The organism is Methanococcoides burtonii DSM 6242 (assembly GCF_000013725.1).
Taxonomy (GTDB): Archaea; Halobacteriota; Methanosarcinia; order Methanosarcinales; family Methanosarcinaceae; genus Methanococcoides; species Methanococcoides burtonii.
On record NC_007955.1, the window covers coordinates 1,194,469 to 1,213,442 of the forward strand.

General features: G+C 33.6%; 17 protein-coding genes and 1 CRISPR repeat array (1 of these 18 running past the window's edge). Of the genes, 10 read left to right on the plus strand and 7 right to left on the minus strand.

The features are described 5' to 3' along the window. The first annotated feature begins 200 nt into the window (after positions 1–200). Positions 201–1,013: a helix-turn-helix transcriptional regulator gene (locus tag MBUR_RS05730; protein WP_011499188.1), complete on the plus strand. Its 813-nt coding sequence runs from the start codon at positions 201–203 to the stop codon at positions 1,011–1,013. A 103-nt stretch (positions 1,014–1,116) separates the two neighbouring features. On the opposite strand, the gene MBUR_RS05735 is transcribed toward MBUR_RS05730, so the two are convergent. The 4 genes from MBUR_RS05735 to MBUR_RS05750 form a co-directional block, all read right to left on the minus strand. After that, positions 1,117–1,548, minus strand: a complete 432-nt coding sequence (locus MBUR_RS05735; protein ID WP_011499189.1) for a hypothetical protein — start codon at positions 1,546–1,548, stop codon at positions 1,117–1,119. Between the two features lie 91 nt (positions 1,549–1,639). Continuing rightward, the gene (locus MBUR_RS05740; protein WP_011499190.1) at positions 1,640–2,257 is read right to left on the minus strand and encodes a hypothetical protein; all 618 of its coding nucleotides are present in this window, start codon (positions 2,255–2,257) and stop codon (positions 1,640–1,642) included. A gap of 344 nt (positions 2,258–2,601) precedes the next feature. Beyond that, positions 2,602–2,784, minus strand: coding sequence for a hypothetical protein (locus MBUR_RS05745; RefSeq protein WP_048063272.1), 183 nt, complete (start codon positions 2,782–2,784; stop codon positions 2,602–2,604). Positions 2,785–2,831: 47 nt separating this feature from the next. Further along, positions 2,832–4,367: a right-handed parallel beta-helix repeat-containing protein gene (locus MBUR_RS05750; RefSeq protein ID WP_048063273.1), complete on the minus strand. Its 1,536-nt coding sequence runs from the start codon at positions 4,365–4,367 to the stop codon at positions 2,832–2,834. A 158-nt stretch (positions 4,368–4,525) separates the two neighbouring features. Between MBUR_RS05750 and MBUR_RS05755 the strand changes: the two genes are divergently transcribed. Then, complete coding sequence (locus MBUR_RS05755; protein WP_011498778.1) at positions 4,526–6,007, plus strand: IS66-like element ISMbu5 family transposase; 1,482 nt, start codon at positions 4,526–4,528, stop codon at positions 6,005–6,007. A gap of 192 nt (positions 6,008–6,199) precedes the next feature. On the opposite strand, the gene MBUR_RS05760 is transcribed toward MBUR_RS05755, so the two are convergent. The 3 genes from MBUR_RS05760 to MBUR_RS05770 form a co-directional block, all read right to left on the minus strand. Continuing rightward, positions 6,200–7,345: a C39 family peptidase gene (locus MBUR_RS05760; RefSeq protein ID WP_011499191.1), complete on the minus strand. Its 1,146-nt coding sequence runs from the start codon at positions 7,343–7,345 to the stop codon at positions 6,200–6,202. Positions 7,346–7,770: 425 nt separating this feature from the next. Further along, positions 7,771–8,130 carry a carboxymuconolactone decarboxylase family protein gene (locus tag MBUR_RS05765; RefSeq protein ID WP_011499192.1) on the minus strand — a complete coding sequence of 120 codons (360 nt, stop codon included), beginning with the start codon at positions 8,128–8,130 and terminating at the stop codon, positions 7,771–7,773. Positions 8,131–8,136: 6 nt separating this feature from the next. Further along, on the minus strand, positions 8,137–8,667 hold the full coding sequence (locus tag MBUR_RS05770; RefSeq protein WP_011499193.1) for a ferritin: 531 nt from the start codon (positions 8,665–8,667) through the stop codon (positions 8,137–8,139). 324 nt (positions 8,668–8,991) lie between these two features. On the opposite strand from MBUR_RS05770, the gene cas6 reads away from it, so the two are divergent. The 8 genes from cas6 (at position 8,992) to cas2 (ending at position 17,966) form a co-directional block, all read left to right on the plus strand. Continuing rightward, positions 8,992–9,717, plus strand: a complete 726-nt coding sequence (gene cas6, locus MBUR_RS05775) for a CRISPR-associated endoribonuclease Cas6 (protein WP_011499194.1) — start codon at positions 8,992–8,994, stop codon at positions 9,715–9,717. A 45-nt stretch (positions 9,718–9,762) separates the two neighbouring features. After that, entirely contained in the window at positions 9,763–11,640 is a 1,878-nt protein-coding gene (locus MBUR_RS05780) for a hypothetical protein (protein ID WP_011499195.1), read from the plus strand. Positions 11,641–11,664: 24 nt separating this feature from the next. Beyond that, positions 11,665–12,525, plus strand: a complete 861-nt coding sequence (locus MBUR_RS05785; RefSeq protein WP_011499196.1) for a type I CRISPR-associated protein Cas7 — start codon at positions 11,665–11,667, stop codon at positions 12,523–12,525. After that, positions 12,526–13,320, plus strand: coding sequence for a CRISPR-associated protein Cas5 (cas5, locus tag MBUR_RS05790; protein WP_011499197.1), 795 nt, complete (start codon positions 12,526–12,528; stop codon positions 13,318–13,320). Continuing rightward, positions 13,310–15,952 (plus strand): CRISPR-associated helicase/endonuclease Cas3, encoded by a 2,643-nt coding sequence (locus MBUR_RS05795; protein ID WP_011499198.1) that lies wholly within the window; start codon positions 13,310–13,312, stop codon positions 15,950–15,952. Before cas5 ends, MBUR_RS05795 begins: the two co-directional genes overlap by 11 nt. A gap of 105 nt (positions 15,953–16,057) precedes the next feature. Then, positions 16,058–16,657 (plus strand): CRISPR-associated protein Cas4, encoded by a 600-nt coding sequence (cas4, locus tag MBUR_RS05800; protein WP_011499199.1) that lies wholly within the window; start codon positions 16,058–16,060, stop codon positions 16,655–16,657. A gap of 42 nt (positions 16,658–16,699) precedes the next feature. Further along, the gene (gene cas1b, locus MBUR_RS05805; RefSeq protein WP_011499200.1) at positions 16,700–17,701 is read left to right on the plus strand and encodes a type I-B CRISPR-associated endonuclease Cas1b; all 1,002 of its coding nucleotides are present in this window, start codon (positions 16,700–16,702) and stop codon (positions 17,699–17,701) included. 1 nt (position 17,702) lies between these two features. Next, complete coding sequence (cas2, locus tag MBUR_RS05810; RefSeq protein ID WP_011499201.1) at positions 17,703–17,966, plus strand: CRISPR-associated endonuclease Cas2; 264 nt, start codon at positions 17,703–17,705, stop codon at positions 17,964–17,966. A 192-nt stretch (positions 17,967–18,158) separates the two neighbouring features. Next, a CRISPR array of direct repeats spans positions 18,159–18,974; the repeat unit is 30 nt; unit sequence GTTAAAATCAGACCTTAGAGGGATTGAAAC (it continues 549 nt past the right edge of the window).

An 18,974-nucleotide genomic window follows, 5' to 3' on the forward strand; every position in this document is an offset into this window, starting at 1 on the left:
ATTGTTAGTTCACTCATATACTTTATATCCTCACTATAATTTTCTATTAAGTAACTTACTTAAAACAGTACCTCATGTTTTAAACAAGGGCAGAGTTAGGGATTTAACTAAACTTTACTTCAGGCAAGCAAAATACGTAGAATGTTGATTGATCTTCATGAGCAGTTCATCTGCATGAATCTTCAGAATGGTACAAGAACATGGACTTCCTTGAGATCTACAGAAAAGACGGAGATGATGTCCAGGCTATATACAGGTCCGGGCTCACAATTGAGATACTGCTGTCATTAAATGAAGGCAGTAAAAAGCTTTCTCAACTGCGTGAAATTAGCGGGAGCTCATCCCAGTCAATAATACCAAATATCAGGAGACTGGAGTCTGGTCAATTGGTAGAGGCAAAGGAAGATGGATATTGCCTGACCCGGCTGGGAAAGATTGTAGCATCTAGGATCGCAGATTCCTTCAGTACAATTGGAACGATCAATAAGCACAAACTTTTCTGGTCAGACCATTGCCTCGAAGACATCCCCATATCATCATTAAAAGAGATCGGATGCCTCTACAATTCCGAAATTATCAGCGATACCCATATAGAACTTTTTAATGTATACCGCACTAATCTGAAAATCATAAAAGAAGCCGGGCATGTAGTCGGTGTATCATCCGTCGTAACCAAGGAATATGCGGATTCCATATCAGAAAAAGTATGTGAAGGAATACCTGTCGAACTTATAGTTCCTATGGATGTTGCGGAACAATTGAAGCAGGAGCCTTATGTGGAAAAGATCAATGCACTGAAAGATTATGAAAACTTCAAATTAATGGTCATGGATGGAAATATTAGAGTGGGGCTCATTGTCACCGATAAATGCCTCTCATTGGGCCTGTACAAAAAAGACGGTGTGACCTATGACATCGCAAGTGGCATATTCAGCTTTGATCCCATGGCGGTTGTGTGGGGAGAGAGGCTCTTTGAGTATTATAAAGAGCAGTCAAAGGTTATAAAAATGTGAGTCCAATGCACTTTGTTCTTGAAACTGATTTACTTTTGTTTGACAGTACACAACTTACCCTTCCAACGTACCAGACCTCCAAGTAAATGGCATGTTGCTGGGTTCAATCAACAAATCCTCTGATAAAAATTACCACCCAGAACAGAAAACAACATATCGCAAGAATGTTGTACTCTATTTTTTTTATTGATGCAAAATAGCCTTCCAAAGCACCGAGGATGGCCAGAACTCCGAAATAAGCAAGTGTCTCCATACTGGTAAAGTCTCCCGATATGATTGAACTCAAATCGAAATAAAGGTAAAGTCCGATCACAGGTATCACTCCAATAATAACGGATCCGATCTTGTCCCTTGTAATTAATCCATACGTAATAGGAGCGAGTGCCAGAAGAAATAAGCCCAGAATTTCAATCAGAGATGTCAATGAACTACCAATTGTCGTATCTAATGTCTGCTCAAAATAGAATACTCCAGTTGTAGCAACGATGATCACTGAAGATATGGTAATTGGGAGTATTAATTTTTTTATGTTCATTATTTTTCCACCAATGTTCTGAAAAATAAAAAGGTGGATTGAACCACCCCTGAATACTATTCAATTTTCATTTATCACAGTAGCTTTCCCATCATATTTTTAAACCCTCTACTGTTCCATCTTCATTAGCCATATAATATGACTTTGCAATCAGCTTTTTTAATACTGGTGTTTGTTCTGAGAGATTTACAGATTCTCTGGTTCCATAGTAAACTATAAAGTAGTCTTCTCTGCTTTCAAGGAATGGGGTTTTATAAACCACAAAATATCCGGATGTTATTTCACTTTCATATTTGGTGGCATCGAAACGTTTTGGACCTAGTGTTGGTTGCCAGACATTCTTACTTTCAAGTCTTTTGATCTCTTCATTTATTTCTTCACTTATATCTAATTGTACAGTAGAAACTTTTCCATGTTCTGATAAATATTCGTTCAATTCATTCTTTGATTGCAGGAACTTTTTATCATCATCAAAGTACCATACAGCTAACATCGTCCTTCGTGTATAATTCCCATAACTGCAAAATTTTGAGATTTTTGGAAAGAATGGAGTACATTCTTGTTTACTATCAGTGATTGATTTTGAGACATACCAGTCTGGCATGGATTCAGAAGGGGGGAGACCTGGACCAATCGTAATGGAGTCAAGAATAAACCATACTCCAACAGTAGTTATAAAAAGTACCAACAGAATTGCTTTTTTGTTCACTTATTGCACCTTCAATGGTTAGGAACAGAATATCCGCAAAATTCTCCTTATTGAATTCCCAACTTAACAATTGTCCAGTAGGTAAGAAATCCAATAAGAAAATACACCCCCAGAAATATTTGGATTAACTGGTGGTCATGCACTACATTTTTAGCCACAACTCCACCGAGTACGTTTATAGCAATTTATCACAAATAAAAAATGACTGATTAAATAATTAGCCAATACTCAATTAAACCTTATACCAACTATCACCAATTTTCATGTAAACATGCTTTGTCAATATCATTAAAACTATATTTACAAAAGGTATCTTTACATCGAAATTGCCTTATTTGGAATTATTAGTTATTGCTATTTGTGGTTTGCTTGTTTCTATTTTTTGTAAATCTGGCCAAGTCATCGGTGTATTTTGATTGGCTTGCATCTTCTTTTGTGAGGAATATTACCACATCTTCTGATGCAAAAGCCACAAATGTTGCACTTGACACTATTAAAACCAATATAAACATTTGATTAAGTTTCATGATTTCTCTCTTGCTTCTTGATATTAACTGCAAGAGGAAGTTTGAAGTTAGGATCTGTTGGGGTTGATATTTGCTACTGCCATCCCAATTTGTTCCCAGCTTGTGTCCCCATAAACCGGATTTGGATATTCGTAGTATCGCTTTGTGTAGATTTCAACAAGTACATTCTGCTCTTCATTTTTAAAATCTAGGAGAGGGTTATACCGATATGTTTCCAGATATTCTAAAGTGAGAGATTTCTTATACAACAAAGAAAAATCCTCTGATGTATTTACAGCCCTTGAGCTTATGCGAATGTCAATCGGGACTGTGTTTCCGAGTATCAAGGGATATGCGTCTTTGTTATTATAGACCAGATCCATTGAGAGCTTTCCTCTTGTGTAATTCTCATTTATAGTTTCAGAAGCGACCCATTGGAAGTTAGTTATCTCAACATTATCTCTGATACCTGATTCAAATGGGAAATACCATGCAATAATTCCAAGAAACACTACAAGAGCTACAATGGTTAGAATTACCATGGATTTTAATAGTAAGGATTTCTTTTTTAGGTAAAACGCCATTCCGATACTAATTAGAATCAGAAAGCTGTACATCAGCTTCTGTAAAGTTAACCTGTCATTTATTGTATTTGCTGATAAGTGGTTATCTGCCGCCTTCTTTACTTGAATTCCTTTTTCGTTATTTATCAAAGTATTGTTTTTGATTATGTTGCCTTCATTAGAATTCAGAAAAATTCCATACCTGTTGTTGTATGAGATTTCATTGTTCAAAATCTCATTGTTCCTGTTTTGAGTGACAAAAGAAAGACCCGAATCTCTATTGAAACTCAGATTATTATTTTCAAGGGTGTTATCTTCTGACTTCCACAAAATTGCTCCGCTAAATATATTAGTCACAACATTGTTATTTTCTACTTTATTGTCAAATGCTGAAGTTAAACAAATGCCATACTTATTTTTTGTAGCAATGTTCTCCTTAACAGCACTACCATTTGCATTGAATAATGCTATTCCATAGTTTTCATTGGCACTTGCATTGTTATTGGAAATTGTATTGTAGCTGGAAGATTGCACAATTATTCCATAACGGTTGCTGAAAAGTTTGTTTTCACTTATGGTATTGTTATTGGAGTTAGATATGCTAATTCCATGCAAATTGTTTGAAAACAAAGAATTTCCTTCAATTTCATTTTCATGAGAAGAAGAAAGGAGAATTCCATCCTCAACATTTGAAATCGTGTTGTTCTGAATTAGGCAATGATCAACATCATCAATATAAATTCCAGATAGGGGTCGGTTTTCTGCTTTGGCGGTCAGTTTGAAACCAATTATGCTCGTGTTTGATGATATTATGTGAAATATATGATTAGAAGAGTTTGTAGATTGGATAATTGTACTAAGTGAGTTGTTATCTACAGTTTTTAATGTCAATGGTTTATTGATTAGCACGTTTTCAGAATAAATGCCGCTTTGAATAACAATTAGATCCCCAATACTTGCGTTATCGACTGCATTCTGGATTGAATTATAATCTGCATCTTTAAATCCTACGGTGATAACTCCCGCAGATGCAGGAATCATTGAATAAAGGTAACTATTCAGCCACCTTTGCGTGCTAAAATCCCCCCACCTCAATTTATTTCATCTTCTGACATGGATTTTTACGAAAAAAGTAAGTAGTAGCATTCTATTTAAGTTCACACCCAAAAAATCAATTGGTTTTGCCAAACAGGAGGTGAATGAACACGAAACGCAAAGAAATCCTAGCAGTTTATGAACAAGGTCCCGAAGCAGTTGTCACTCTTGTCACTACATTGTACGACATCATTGCTGAACAACAAAGGATCATAGAACTACAAGCTGCCAGAATAACCGAACTCGAAGAACGAGTTAAAAAATTGGAAGAGCAACTCAAAAAAAACAGCCGAAACAGCAGTAAACCACCTTCAACTGATGTTTTTATTAATGAGAAACCAAAAACAAAAAGCAGACGAAAAAAGAGTGGAAAGAAACCAGGTGGTCAGAAAGACCATCCTGGAACTACTCTCAGAATGGTAGATGTTCCTGACGAAGTTATAATTCACAAAGTACACAAATGTAGCAATTGTGAAAGATCGCTTGAAGATATAGAAGTTAAAGATCATGAAAAAAGGCAAGTATTTGACATACCTCCCATTAAACTTCAAGTAACAGAACATCGTGCTGAAATCAAGTCCTGTCCTCACTGCGGTTGCAAGAACAAAGCTACTTTTTCAGAAAAGGTTAAACAACCCACGCAATATGGCTTGCGTCTTGCATCATTAGCAGTCTACTTACATGATTATCAATTACTTCCTTATGAACGCAGCTGTGAATTGCTAGCTGATGTTTGTGGATGTGAAATAAGTCCCGCTACTTTGGCCAGGGCAGAAAAGACATGTTTTGAAAAACTTGAAGATTTCGAACAGCAGATCAAGAACTTCTTAATAGAATCTCCTGTGATAAATTGTGATGAAACTGGTATGAGGATAGAAGGAAAACGACAGTGGTTACATGTTGCTTCTACAAACAAAATGACATGTTATTATCCTCATCAAAAAAGAGGCTCTGACGCAATGAATGCGATGGGAATCTTACCAAATTTCAATGGTACAGTAGTTCATGATTTCTGGAAATCATATTACAAATATGATTGTGATCATTCGATCTGTAATGCTCATCTATTGCGAGAATTAACAAGTGTAAGCGAGAACGATAATCAATTGTGGTCAAAAGCTATGAATATTCTACTTATTGATGTCAAAAAGTCAGTTGACCAGATCCGAGGAATGTCTGGTTGTATGAAACCAGAGAGAATTAAAGAGTTTGAAGATTGGTACGGCCAGATTATTCATATTGGGATAGAAGAAAATCCTCAACTTCAAGCCAAATCAAAGAAGCGAGGAAGAACTAAACAAACCACAGCAAAAAATCTGCTGGATCGGTTTATTGGTTATAAAAATGATATTCTCAGGTTTATGCATGATCTAAAAGTTCCATTTGAGAATAATCTTGCAGAAAGGGATGTGAGAATGATGAAAGTACAGCAGAAGATATCGGGTACATTCCGAAGTATGCAAGGAGCATTAATTTTCTCGCGGGTAAGAAGTTACATTTCTACTGTTAAGAAGAATCAGATTCCTGTGATGGATGCAATTCGAAATGCAATTGCTGGAATGCCATTTATTCCAACAATTGTTTGAGCTTCTAATCTTTTTGTGTAAAGGTTGGTCATACAGGATTGATTATAGGTAGGCTGAATAGTTACGAATAAAGTAGGATTAGTGCAAGAAAAATAGTTATCATTTTCATAAAATACCATCTTCCAAATAAGTTTTAAAAAATGTGCCATCATTTATCATGATGGCTTTTAATTCAATATGTGTGTCGGCAGCTTATACTACAATAACCATACCATTTGAATACGAGTCTTCGCCTCCAATATTCTCGTAGACATTTTCTTCAAAGTTGAATGAAGGGTCATCCGAATCGTACCAATACATCTGTTCAGTTCCGGATAATGTATTTGGATCATTTAGTACAAAGTAGTCGTAGGCATCACTGTAACCCCTTAAAACGACGGCATGCAGTTCCCCAGAATTACTTTCTTCGATCAAATAAAATGGGCGACCCGTATCTATATAATACTGAGCGCAGTCAATTACATAAGATAATGATCCTGTATGACTTCTTTTATCTGCATTTATGCTTTGATCTTGCAAGTAGTCTTCTGCTTCTGATGCACCCATTGAACCGTATATCAAATATATATCCCAAATATCAGGACTTGTGCCTGTATAATATTCTTCCAGCATTGCAGCAACGGTGTCCCCACATGCAGTGCTGGCAGCGGCATAACCATGTAGATCCCAAAATAGTTCCCATTGGCTTCTGTGAGGAACGTCTATGTAGGCACTTTTGGTACTGGAACTTGGACTTACGTTTTCATATAGGCTAATTGAGTTGCCAAGGAGCCCAATTTGGCATTCCTTTCCATCAATTATCATAGTTCCAACTAATCCACCATGTCCATCTTTGAAGAATTCACCATGAAAGCTGAATTTATCGCTTTCATCTTGCACTTCTATATGCGTTGCATATTTCTTTGTTGCGCCTTCATATCTGGTTATGGTTGCAAAACCTATCTTCTCATCGCCGACAGTACTATAGATTGGTTTTGCTCCTTCTGGTACATCCCATCCAATAAATACTTGGGTCGCTTCACCTGACAATTGAACCTTCTGGGCTTTTCCATCAAGTGTAATTACACCATTGAGTACTACAAGATTATTTTCATCGATGGTACCAGACAAGAATGCAACTGCTGGTTTTTCCGTGGTGGCAGTTGTGCTCAAGTCAGTAATCTTTTTGTCTTCTGTAGGTATTATCAGAACACCATCCTTTTGATTTAGTTCGATGGTAACTTGTTTATTACTAGAACTATCAGGGAGCGTTTCTTCTTGGGCACTTACCATTGGTACAAATGCCACCAATATTAGCAGCATTATTGCAATAACAGTCGTTGTTTTCGATTTTTGCATTTACTTTACCTCATTTCCATTACTCATGAGGCAAGATTACGTAAACTTTAAACGCTATCAAAGTCAACCTAATCTCGCCTCCGGGCACGTGGGGTTCAGCTTCTACCCAAATCTGGTTGAGCCCCACTCCAGAAAGTTCTATTACCTTTATCATATACATTAATTACTGTGATGAATATTCATCGATCCGGTTAATATTAATCAGTCCGATTAACATTAATCATTCTGATTAATGTCAGAAACAGGATAATTCCGGGATATTTTTCATGATGATCCTGATAGTTTCAGCGGATAGCATTTATAGCAAACAAAAAAATCATGACTTATTCACAAATCTGCTGATCTCGGGTATTGCATCATATACAACATTAAGTCACAAAGTTTTTTGCGACCACAAAAAAATAAATTAAGGCTTAATTCAAGCCTTAAAATCCGATCAGTTCCATTTCCGGCAGTATGTCACTGCTGATGTCGGTAAAGTTCTGTATGCCACCGGTCCATGCTGCCATCATCATTGCATCCAGGACCTCTGTTCTCGTTGCACCGTGATTTTTAAGTTTCACAAGGATCTTCTTTGCACTGTTGGTGTTGTTCCTTGAGCATGCTACGGCGAAGACCATCAGGTGCTTGTTCTTCATTGAAAGTCCGTCTTCCCTGTCCTTCCAGATGGCCTTGTAGAAACTTGCAACTCCCTGACCGAAGTCATCATCCATCTGTTTGGCCATTTTGATGGCCTTTGGCATGGTTCCTTTTACTTGCTTAACGCTTTCTATATTTTCTGTCATTTATTATCACCTGATCTGTGTCCAGTTTGGTACGTTTACCGGAGGGTTGAACACTCTTGCAGCAAGGTCCTTGTCGATCATGAAAAGCCCGTTTCCTTTCTCGCCTGCAAGTTTAAGTTTGTCAATGATCGCATTGTCATTGCCTTCCTCTTCTATCTGCTCGGTAATGTACCACTGGAGGAAGATGTTGGTCGCATGGTCCTTTTCTTCAATAGCAAGGTCTACCAGGTCGTTGATGGAACGTGTGATGAACTTCTCGTGTCCAAGGGTCGCATTGAGCATTTCAAGGGTGGTGCCGAATTCCTGTGCCGGCTTTTCAATTGCCTGAAGCTCTACCTTTGCTCCCTGATCAACAATATAGTTGTAAAATTTCATGGCATGCAACATCTCTTCCTGATACTGTACCATGAACCAGTTAGCAAATCCGCTAAGCCCGATATTCGAACTGTAGGCTGACATTGCCATGTAAAGATGAGCGGAATACATCTCCTTGTTGATCTGACCATTCAATGCTTTAACCATTCTTTCACTGATCATGTGATTCACTCCTTTGTTATGTAAATAGAATTACTATCCGATAAACAGGCTCCACAATTAATGTGGTTAATTCCCCATAAAAGCCTGTGGGTAGTTGTTTTTAGCTTTGTGGCTAACAGTAGAATATTAGTTATCGTCTGTATAAATGGTTATCTGTGAGGAAGAGTGGAGTGGTTTTTTGAAAATCGTTTCTATATATATTCGTGTTTGCGAAATCAAATTGAATTTATTTATTCTATCTGTTGTTAAAAAGCACAAGCTAAACTTATACGTATGTATTATATTTTCGAAACATATAAATTATATTGTGTTGTCATGTAATAGGTGAGATGCAAAGTAACTATTCTAAAAACAACAAATTCACATATTCATTATGACTACCAATACGGATTAGCATCAATGTTATATGCTCGACTTGCCAATGCTAATATTACCTTGGCAAATGAGATTCATAGCCATCAAGGTTTCAAGTTTTATACTTTTTCAAATCTGATTATTGAAGATTGGATTCCAAACAAACGTGGGTTGGATTTCAATAAAGCACATTTTTTTATATCTTCTCCTGATTTGGAATTCATTCGCAGTTTTACAGAAGGTTTGCTTCTTGAACCTGAGTTTTTCCTTGGAAGAGATAAGAAAGCTAATTTCATTATCGAACGTATCGAAATAATGCCAAATTTAGAAATCTCTGAGTCATGTAAGTTTACGACTCTTTCACCCATATACGTGAAGACGATGAGGAAAAAGAACGACAAACTTGTAGAGATAGATCTCTATCCCAAGGATTCAAAATTTTATGAAAATATTCATACGAACCTCACCGCACGATACGAGGAGTACTACGGTCACAAGGTTGAACATGATTATTTTGATGTGCTGGAAGTGAAAGACTTTAAACCAAAACGTGTTTCGATAGGAAATAGTTTTAGGAGATGCAGTTTAATGAAGCTAGAGCTTGAGGCAAGTCCAGAGCTTATTAAATTTGCGTATGACGCTGGATTGGGGGAGAAAAATGCTATGGGGTTTGGGTGTTTGGAGTTGGTTAAGTGAATATTAATTGTATGGATAAAACGTAGCTATGGGATTGGAGGGGGCATGTATAACTTTATAGTGAATCTGTTTACTGCTGAAGAATACGGTCAACTATTGAATGATAGTGAATCTAATTCAAAAGCAGGGAAAGCTAAAACATTGCTTGTGCCACTTGATGGTTCTGAAGAGTCATTTGTTATTAATAATTCAAATTTGGATGATGAGTTTGATAGTAAACCTTGGTTAAAACGATTGGGGAAGAAATATTTTATGCATGATTATTTTATTTTGCCAACTCATAAATCAAGTAATAATATTGGAAGTACTTCTGCATTGCTGAGCCATTCACCTACTCATTACAAAATTACAACTGCTTTTTTTAGTAAAAACGAAGATGGTACTAATAAACAATATTCAAATGGAAATGATGTTATAACAATTTCATCAGATAAAATTGATTTATTCAAAAGTGCTGTACAAAAAACATTGTATCATGATAAATTTCCTACTCTTTGTTCTCAAGTTGAAGATTTTTTGAGAAATTTTGATGGTATAAATCCTGAAAATGTTTTTGGTTTATCTGAAAATGATTATCTTGTATTTATTGTCAATGAATCTGATATTGATGATTATTATAATGCTGTATCGGAGTACACGGTTGAGAAAATATTAAAATATAAATCATTTGATGGAAATTGCGATAGTTGTGGTGAGTTTGATCAATTATATATGTTGACGCAAGGGAATTTATTTGATATTGGAAAAGGTCGTAAATATTTATTCAGGCATCCTACAAGGTATAAAACAAATTTGGAATCAAAAAGTAGTCCTGAAAATTTTAATATATGTAAAAGATGTGCTAAACAATCGTATGATTTCTTTGAATATATTAAAAAATATAAATTTTATAGATATGTATTTCCAACTACTATTAAATTAAACTGCACTGATTATAGTGATTATTCTTCAAATCCAATTGGAATTTTAAAAATGCTGAAATCGATTTATAATAATAATCAGTTCCAAGAATTTGATTATGTTATGATGCTTGCAGATCCGAAGTTGGAAAACATTGAATTCAGATATGTGAACAATTTCAACTACGAACTTTTAACCGAAGATACAGCGGTTAATGTACAAGATCTTCCCCTTTATGGCCAATTAAAAGATCGTTCTTCCAAAGGAAAGGAAGGGGAAAAAATTCATATACAAAATGAAAGAAACAAATCGATTTTTTTACAAGAATTAAATTTACTATTCAATAATACATTAGTTGGTTCTTTGTTTGAAACAAGTCCGAAAAATTTTCCAAAATATTTGAATTCGTTTATGAAATTGAAAATAATTGAATATAATGCAATTATTAGAAATTTTATTTATTTCCAAGATTTCTCATATTTTGAAGATGGTGTTTATACTAAAATGTTCCGTGAAATTTTATCGGAGTTGGTGACAAATTCTCATCTTCGTGATGATATGAAAATTGGAACTAAGAAAATTTTATTGTTTTTTATAATTTATTATAAATATTTATATCTGGAACCTGATGGAGGGGATACTATTACGGAATACATGGAACTGAAAAAGAAAATGGATGGGTCTGATAGTTTTGAAATTGAAAATGATTTTGAAGCAAGTTATTGCTTAGGTCAGGTATTTTACTATTTGCTTGGCGTGTATCAAGGAAAAAACCAATTAGACCTTTTTACAAAATCTACTATGAATGTTCATGATATGAATATGCTGAAAAAGAAGTTGGTTTTAGTACTTGAAAAATATTCTCATAATGAATATCTGGATACAAATCGAAAATTCCACAATATGATTAAGAGTGTATTAGCTTTTGAATTTACTAAATCATATGAGGATAATAAGATTCCTTTGTACACTGGTTATTTTGATGACAATTATTTATATTCAAAGAAAAATGAAGATGCTTAATTTTTAGTAATGGAGGTAAATTAAATGAATTACAATGGGATAGTAGTAGTAAATGCAAAGAATGCAAGTTTTAATGCAGGCTTTGATGGACTTCCAAGAAGATTGCCAAATGGTAAAATATTTGCTACTGATAAAGCTTTAAAATACTGCATAAGGGACTATTTGTCAAAAAATGAGACTGTGTTTGTACAAAGGACGAAAAAGGAAGATACAATTAAAGGTGCAATTGTGCAGCGTCATCTGACATTAGATGAAAATTATTTGGAAAAATGCAATAAAAAATCAATTCCAAAAGATGAGATGGCTGTCATTGAAGATCTTAAAAGTTTTATTGATGTTCGTTTGTTTGGGGTTGTTTTTGCAGTTAAGGGCAATAATATTTCAATGACCGGCCCTTGTCAAATAAACTATGGTGTCAATAGGTTTAAGAATTCCAGTATATTCTCTTCTGAAATCTTATCTCCTTATCGAAATTCAAATGAGAAAAGTAAGGATGTTCAGCAGACAACAATAGGTGAGGAATCAAGGGCTGATGATGTTTATTATGTATATGATATTTGTTTGAATATGAATTCTGCTAAAAAACAGGAGATCGAAATTTCAGATGAAGATATTACCAAATTGAAAAATGCACTCAAATATTCTGTCGGTGAAGTGAATTCTACGACCATGTTTGGCTGTGAAACTGTAAGTATGCTCTGGTTTGAAAATAGTGATGATCGGATATTTAATAATCTTAATTCACTGGTAGATGTCTATGAAGAAGATGGTGATGTTTTAGTTGATTATTCAAAAGTTACTAAATTGATTGAAGGGGCTATTAATAAAAGTACAATTGAAGAATATAGTAATAAAGTGAAGAACAAGATTGTTTTTGAGAATTAAATGGCTGCAAGCAAATTAATTCAGGCGAATACAATGGATACAACGATTGAATCATTTTCTTCCTTTGAGGAAAATATTGCACAATCCGAAAAACTCCTTACTTTCCGATTGTATGGGAGTTTTGCTCATTTTAATCAACCTATTAGCAATCGCTTTAGGAATACGTATTCAATTATTCCAAAGCCACAGCTTCTTGGATTGATTGGCTCAATTGTAGGGCTTAGTGGTTATAAGAATGCCGCAGTGAGTCCTGAATTTTATTCAAAATTGAGTGATTTAAAGGTATTTATCAAATGTAATAGTTTGAGTGAGAAGAAATTCACATTATCTTACAATAGTCTTAATAGTTTTTTAAACAACAGAATCGATTCTGGTTCTCCAAATGTTATCATTAAGGAGCAAGTGTTGTTAGACCCAGATTATGAAGTTGGAATTGTAGTTAATGAAAATAATCCTCTCCATCTCGAAATAATTGATAAAATAAGGATGAATTGTGGTGTATTTCCCATTTATTTCGGCAAAAATGAATTTTTTGCGAATGTGCAATTTGGACATTTGAAGGATTTTGAGTATGATAATTCTGAAAGTAATAAGTGTTGTAGCATATTTCCTTTTGAAGAAGTGGAATCAGTGAATACACGAAATATGAAATTAGAATTATTGCCTGTTGATTTTGATGATATGTTTAAGTATATTTATCGTTTGATGGCAATACCAAGCGAAAAATGTAATGTTTCATTAAAAAATTCAGACAATTATATTGCTTCAGAGGGTAGTGTATATTATGTATTCTGATAGCTTTAAGGAACTATATGATAATCTCTATAAGGGATTAATAGTTCCAAAAAGCTATTATTCTGCTCATAGAAATGAAAGTGGTATAGAATTATTGGAAGATCATTCTCAACTTTGTGGGAATTATTTTCTTTATTTTATTGAGAATTTGGAACTTGAACCTTTAATTGATAATTTGATTATTGACTTATTTGGTAAAAATAATTTGTTGAGTATAAAACAAATTCTGTTATTTGCTGTTTATTACCATGATATTGGTAAAATAAATTCTAATTTTCAAAAGGTGAAAGTGAATAGTAAAAAATCATCCAGCAATAGTAACCATAGTATTTTTTCGGAAAAAGTACTTACATCATTTTTGCTGAATGAATTTCCCAATCAAAAATCGATTATTTATTTGATAGGAACTGTTGTTTCGTTACATCATACAAAATTAAGAGATTTTAGTATAAAGGATTATGATGAAAGCCAAGATGAAATTAAAATTATTCAACAAATTATTCAGGATACAGGACTTGAAATAAAAGAGATTTCTAAGGATGAGAAATTTGATTTTTATTCTGATAATTATAGTCGGGATAAAATCTTTATTTTTGTGAAGCTTTTTTATTCTTTACTTGTACTGAGTGATTCATATTCATCAATGCATTATGCTAATTCTATGAAATCAATGCATCCTCTAAATGTTATTGATTCTGAAATTCGTGAAAAAATGATTAAGTCATATTCTGGAGTTTCATACAATGCAAATATTGATGATATCACTTCAGGTGATATTTCTAGCTGTAACAATATCAATGAGTTACGCAAAGAGATTTTAGTTGAATGCAATGATAATATGAAGAGACTGGTAAAGGATGGCAATAAAATATTTATGTTGTCTGTGCCAACAGGTGGCGGAAAAACTAATATTTCTATGAAATTGGTTTTGAATATTCTTGAACATGATAATTCGTTGAAACGTATTTTTTATGTTTTTCCATTCATAAATATTATTGAGCAAAATTATAAATCAATTGATAATACGTTATTTAATGATAGTTATTTTCCAAATAAGTTAGGTCTGATTTCAGATATTTATTCACGTGCATATGTAAATAAATACGAAAATATGTCTGATACAGATGATTCTGATTTTAAGTTAGAGCAGATGTTATTAATTCAAAATGATAATTTTTTGAATAATTGTGTTAATGTTATTTCCAATGTTAATTTTTTCAATTCGTTTATTAAAAATGGTGGCAATAATCGTTATAAGATTGCAAATATGTGTAATAGTGTTGTTGTTATTGATGAAATACAAACATTGAGCGATAAAAATATTCGGACATTTTATAATTTTATAAAAGAAACTAGTGAATCGCTAAATATTTATTATATAATTATGAGTGCTACATTACCAGATTTTAATTATTTTTTAGATAATGTTACTATTCCTCAGGTAATTAATAATCCTCTTAAATATTATAACCATCCAATTTTTAAGCGTAATTCAATAATTTTCAAGAAGAATTCTAACGATATTGATTCGATAAAGAAGTTGTTGATTGAAGAGATTAAAGTAAATTATGCCACTGGAGGCGTAAAGGTTCTTATTACTTTAAATGTGGTTGATACTTCTAGAAGAGTTTTTGATGAATTGAGAATTGATGATGATTTTAATGGTTTTTCATTTTATCTTCTAAATAGTACAACTTCAACTTTGCGTAGGAAAAAAATAATTGAAAATATAAAAAAATGTCCGAACGGTGAGCGTATTATAATTGTGTCAACACAATCCATTGAAGCAGGGGTGGATATTGACTGTGATTTTGGAATTCGTGATTATTCTATTTTGGATAGTATCGAGCAAATATCTGGACGTATTAATCGAGAGTGTGATGCACAAAAAGCAGATATTTCTAAATTATTTGTGATTAAATACAAAGATGGGGATACAGCCGATTCTAAAAAGATATATGGTAATCAAGAGCGATATAAAATATTGAATAATATGGAAGATGGGATGGAGGAAGAAATTCTTTCGACAAAACATTTTGATACATATTATGGCAAGTTGTCTGAGGAAGTTAAGAAAATTGCAAGGGATAATTTTAAACCAATTCAGGGCAAAATTGCAAATTTACAGTATCAATCTATAAATAATGAATTGGATGTAATTGATACTAAGGTTGGAAAAGTTGATATTTTCATTTGTGATGAGATTCCGCTTAATAATTTATCCAAGTATGACCGAGAAAAGATTAGGGCATTGATAAATGATCCTCGAATTGTGAATGCAGAAAAAGATGCTAAAATTATAATTGATGATGTTATAATTTCAAGCAATGTTTATGTGGTCTGGAAGGAGATTCTTAGTTCGACTAATAAATTTGAAGATGTGTATATTAGAAGAAAAATAACGAGTTTGTTTAATCAATTTGTTATTTCAATTACTAATATCAAAAATAATGCATATGATTCGGATTTATTTGATTTTCTTCAAACTGAGGGATTTGTTGAGGTGGATGAGCGTTTTGATGTTGTTTTATCAACTCCGAAGTTTTTAGAGTACTATTCATTTGATGATGGTCTTAAGTCATATGAGATTAAGGAAGCAATTAATAATCGATCAATGGGTGTAATTTTATAATTGTTTTATTTGTTGTTTCTTTTTGACAATAGGGTACAAAAAGCAATAAATCTCTTATAATTAACTAATGCTATATATTTATATAGTATCAGTATCAACCTTTTTATGATGATTTTTATGACTGATTCCTTTCAAAATCCATCAAAAACCACGAATTCACTAGATGTGTCAAATGATGTGTTGCTTAATACTTTTATTAAAATAACCGGTGTTAAGATCAACTACTACCACATCTGCCACACTAAGCTGTGGCTTTTTTCTCACAATATAGCTCTTGAACATGAAAACGAAAATGTCAATATCGGCAAACAGATTCATGAAGATAGTTATAGTAAAAATAAAAAAGAGATTACAATTGATAATACGATCAGCATCGATTTTGTGAAGAAACGTGATGATATTCTTGAATTGCATGAAATTAAAAAGACTAAGAGTATGGAAGATGCTCATTTACAGCAAATGCTTTACTATATTTATTATTTAAAGAAAAGGGGGATTGATTCATATGGGGTTATGAATTATCCTCTTTTAAATCAGACTCGGGAAGTGGTGCTAACAAGTGATGATGAAATGAAGATCGAGGATGATATCATAAATATCGAGAAGATTATCACAGGCAGAATGCCACACCCTAAACGCATACGTATTTGTCCAAAGTGTGCATATTTTGAGTTTTGTTTTTGTGGCGAAGTGGATGATGATTGATATTGCGGTTTGGTTATAAATATTAGAATGGGGGAGAATCCAATGCGAGCAGATTATTACATATTGCAGGATGGGATTTTAAAGAGAAAGGAAAATACGGTCTATTTTGTGAATAAGGATGAGAAGAGAGTTTTACCTATCAATAAAATATATTCAATTTATGCATACGGTAAGTTATCCTTTTCATCAGGTGTAGTTTCATACCTTTCAAAAAATGGTATTCCGATACATTTTTTTAATTATTATGGTTTTTATGAAGGAAGCATGTATCCACGAGAGACGCTCATTAGTGGCGATCTTGTAATTCATCAAGCATCTCATTATCTTGATAGTGAAAAAAGGATGCTTTTGGCAGGAAAGTTCATTGAAGGTGCATGTGGTAACATTCTTAAGAATTTAAAGTATTATTCAAGAACAAAGGAGGATTGTCAAGATGCGATGAATTCCTATGTTAGTTCGATAGAATCGGAATTAAGTCGCTTACCAAATGCGGATTCCATTCCTAAAATGATGAATGTTGAAGGGCGTATGAGATATATCTATTACAATGCATTGGATGAGATATTTCCGGAAGATTATAGAATTGTGACAAGAACAAGACGTCCTCCTGGAAATAAAATGAATACTCTTATTAGTTTTGGAAATTCGTTGATGTATACGACTGTTCTTTCTGAGATTTATAATACTCAATTAAATCCAACTATTTCTTATCTTCATGAACCTTTTGAACGACGTTTTTCTCTTGCTCTTGATGTGAGCGAAATATTTAAGCCCATAATAATTGATCGAATTATTCTTAAACTTGTTAATAAGAATATGTTAGATGATAATTGTTTTATGGGTGAGATCGGTGATATGCTGTTGAGTGAAAAAGGCAAGAAGATATTCTTACAAGAATATAATTCTAAATTAAGTACTACTATTAAACACAAAGGGTTAAAGCGAAATGTTTCTTATAAAAGGCTAATTAGGCTGGAACTTTATAAATTATCAAAGCATGTGATTGAAGACGAAGAATATGTTCCTCTTGTGATGTGGTGGTAATATGTATGTGATAATTGTCTACGATGTTGGTGTGGAACGATTGAACAAAGTACGTATCTTCTTGAAGCAATATCTTAATTGGGTTCAAAATAGTGTTTTGGAAGGGGAACTTACAAAAGCGGAGTATTTTAAAATACAATCTCATTTAAAACAACTCATAAATAAAGACGAAGATAGCATTTTTATTTATCGGGTAAAAGATTATAAGTATCTTGAATTTGATGAATTAGGAACCAGACCCATTGAAATCGATACAATTATCTAATTTTTCGTGGATCTTTATATAGTCTCTTCTAAATGAGACATCCACAAATACAAGTCTTTATTTTATGGTTATAATGAGTTGTTTTTTATAGTATAATACCTGACTATAATTAAGAATAATCGCAATCAAGAATTGTATTTATGATTTTTTAAAATCAGATGTATGTTCTTAATATGTGGATATTTTTGCTTGGTTAAAATCAGACCTTAGAGGGATTGAAACGTAGCAATTGTAACGAGGTGCGATATGGGAATACAAGTTAAAATCAGACCTTAGAGGGATTGAAACTACGATGCCGAAATACATGTGAGGTTAGGGTCATGGTTAAAATCAGACCTTAGAGGGATTGAAACCGCGCTAACAATAGCAGAACTTGCAGCACACAGTCACGTTAAAATCAGACCTTAGAGGGATTGAAACATTGACGGGAATCAGGTAGCTGTCGCTACATCCAAAGTTAAAATCAGACCTTAGAGGGATTGAAACACGCTGACGTAATCCGTGTCAAGGGGTGGACAAAATGTTAAAATCAGACCTTAGAGGGATTGAAACAACTGTCAAACCAAGGTAGCAAAGATAAGCATCTTGGTTAAAATCAGACCTTAGAGGGATTGAAACGTGGAAATATGGGTATAATGTATATTTGATGAGTGGTTAAAATCAGACCTTAGAGGGATTGAAACGCAGTTCTTCGATCTGTTCCCACCGAGCCTTCCTAGGTTAAAATCAGACCTTAGAGGGATTGAAACGATTGTGCCCACAGTTCAATGGTATCACCATCTCCAAGTTAAAATCAGACCTTAGAGGGATTGAAACTGTGGTGATGTTCATTGTAGTGAATGTCCTTTTCGAGTTAAAATCAGACCTTAGAGGGATTGAAACATAGCATGAACACCTCTTTTAGAAATTGGGATGGTGGTTAAAATCAGACCTTAGAGGGATTGAAACTCACAACTTCGCTTCTGGGTGCGCTGGTGGCTAAATGTTAAAATCAGACCTTAGAGGGAT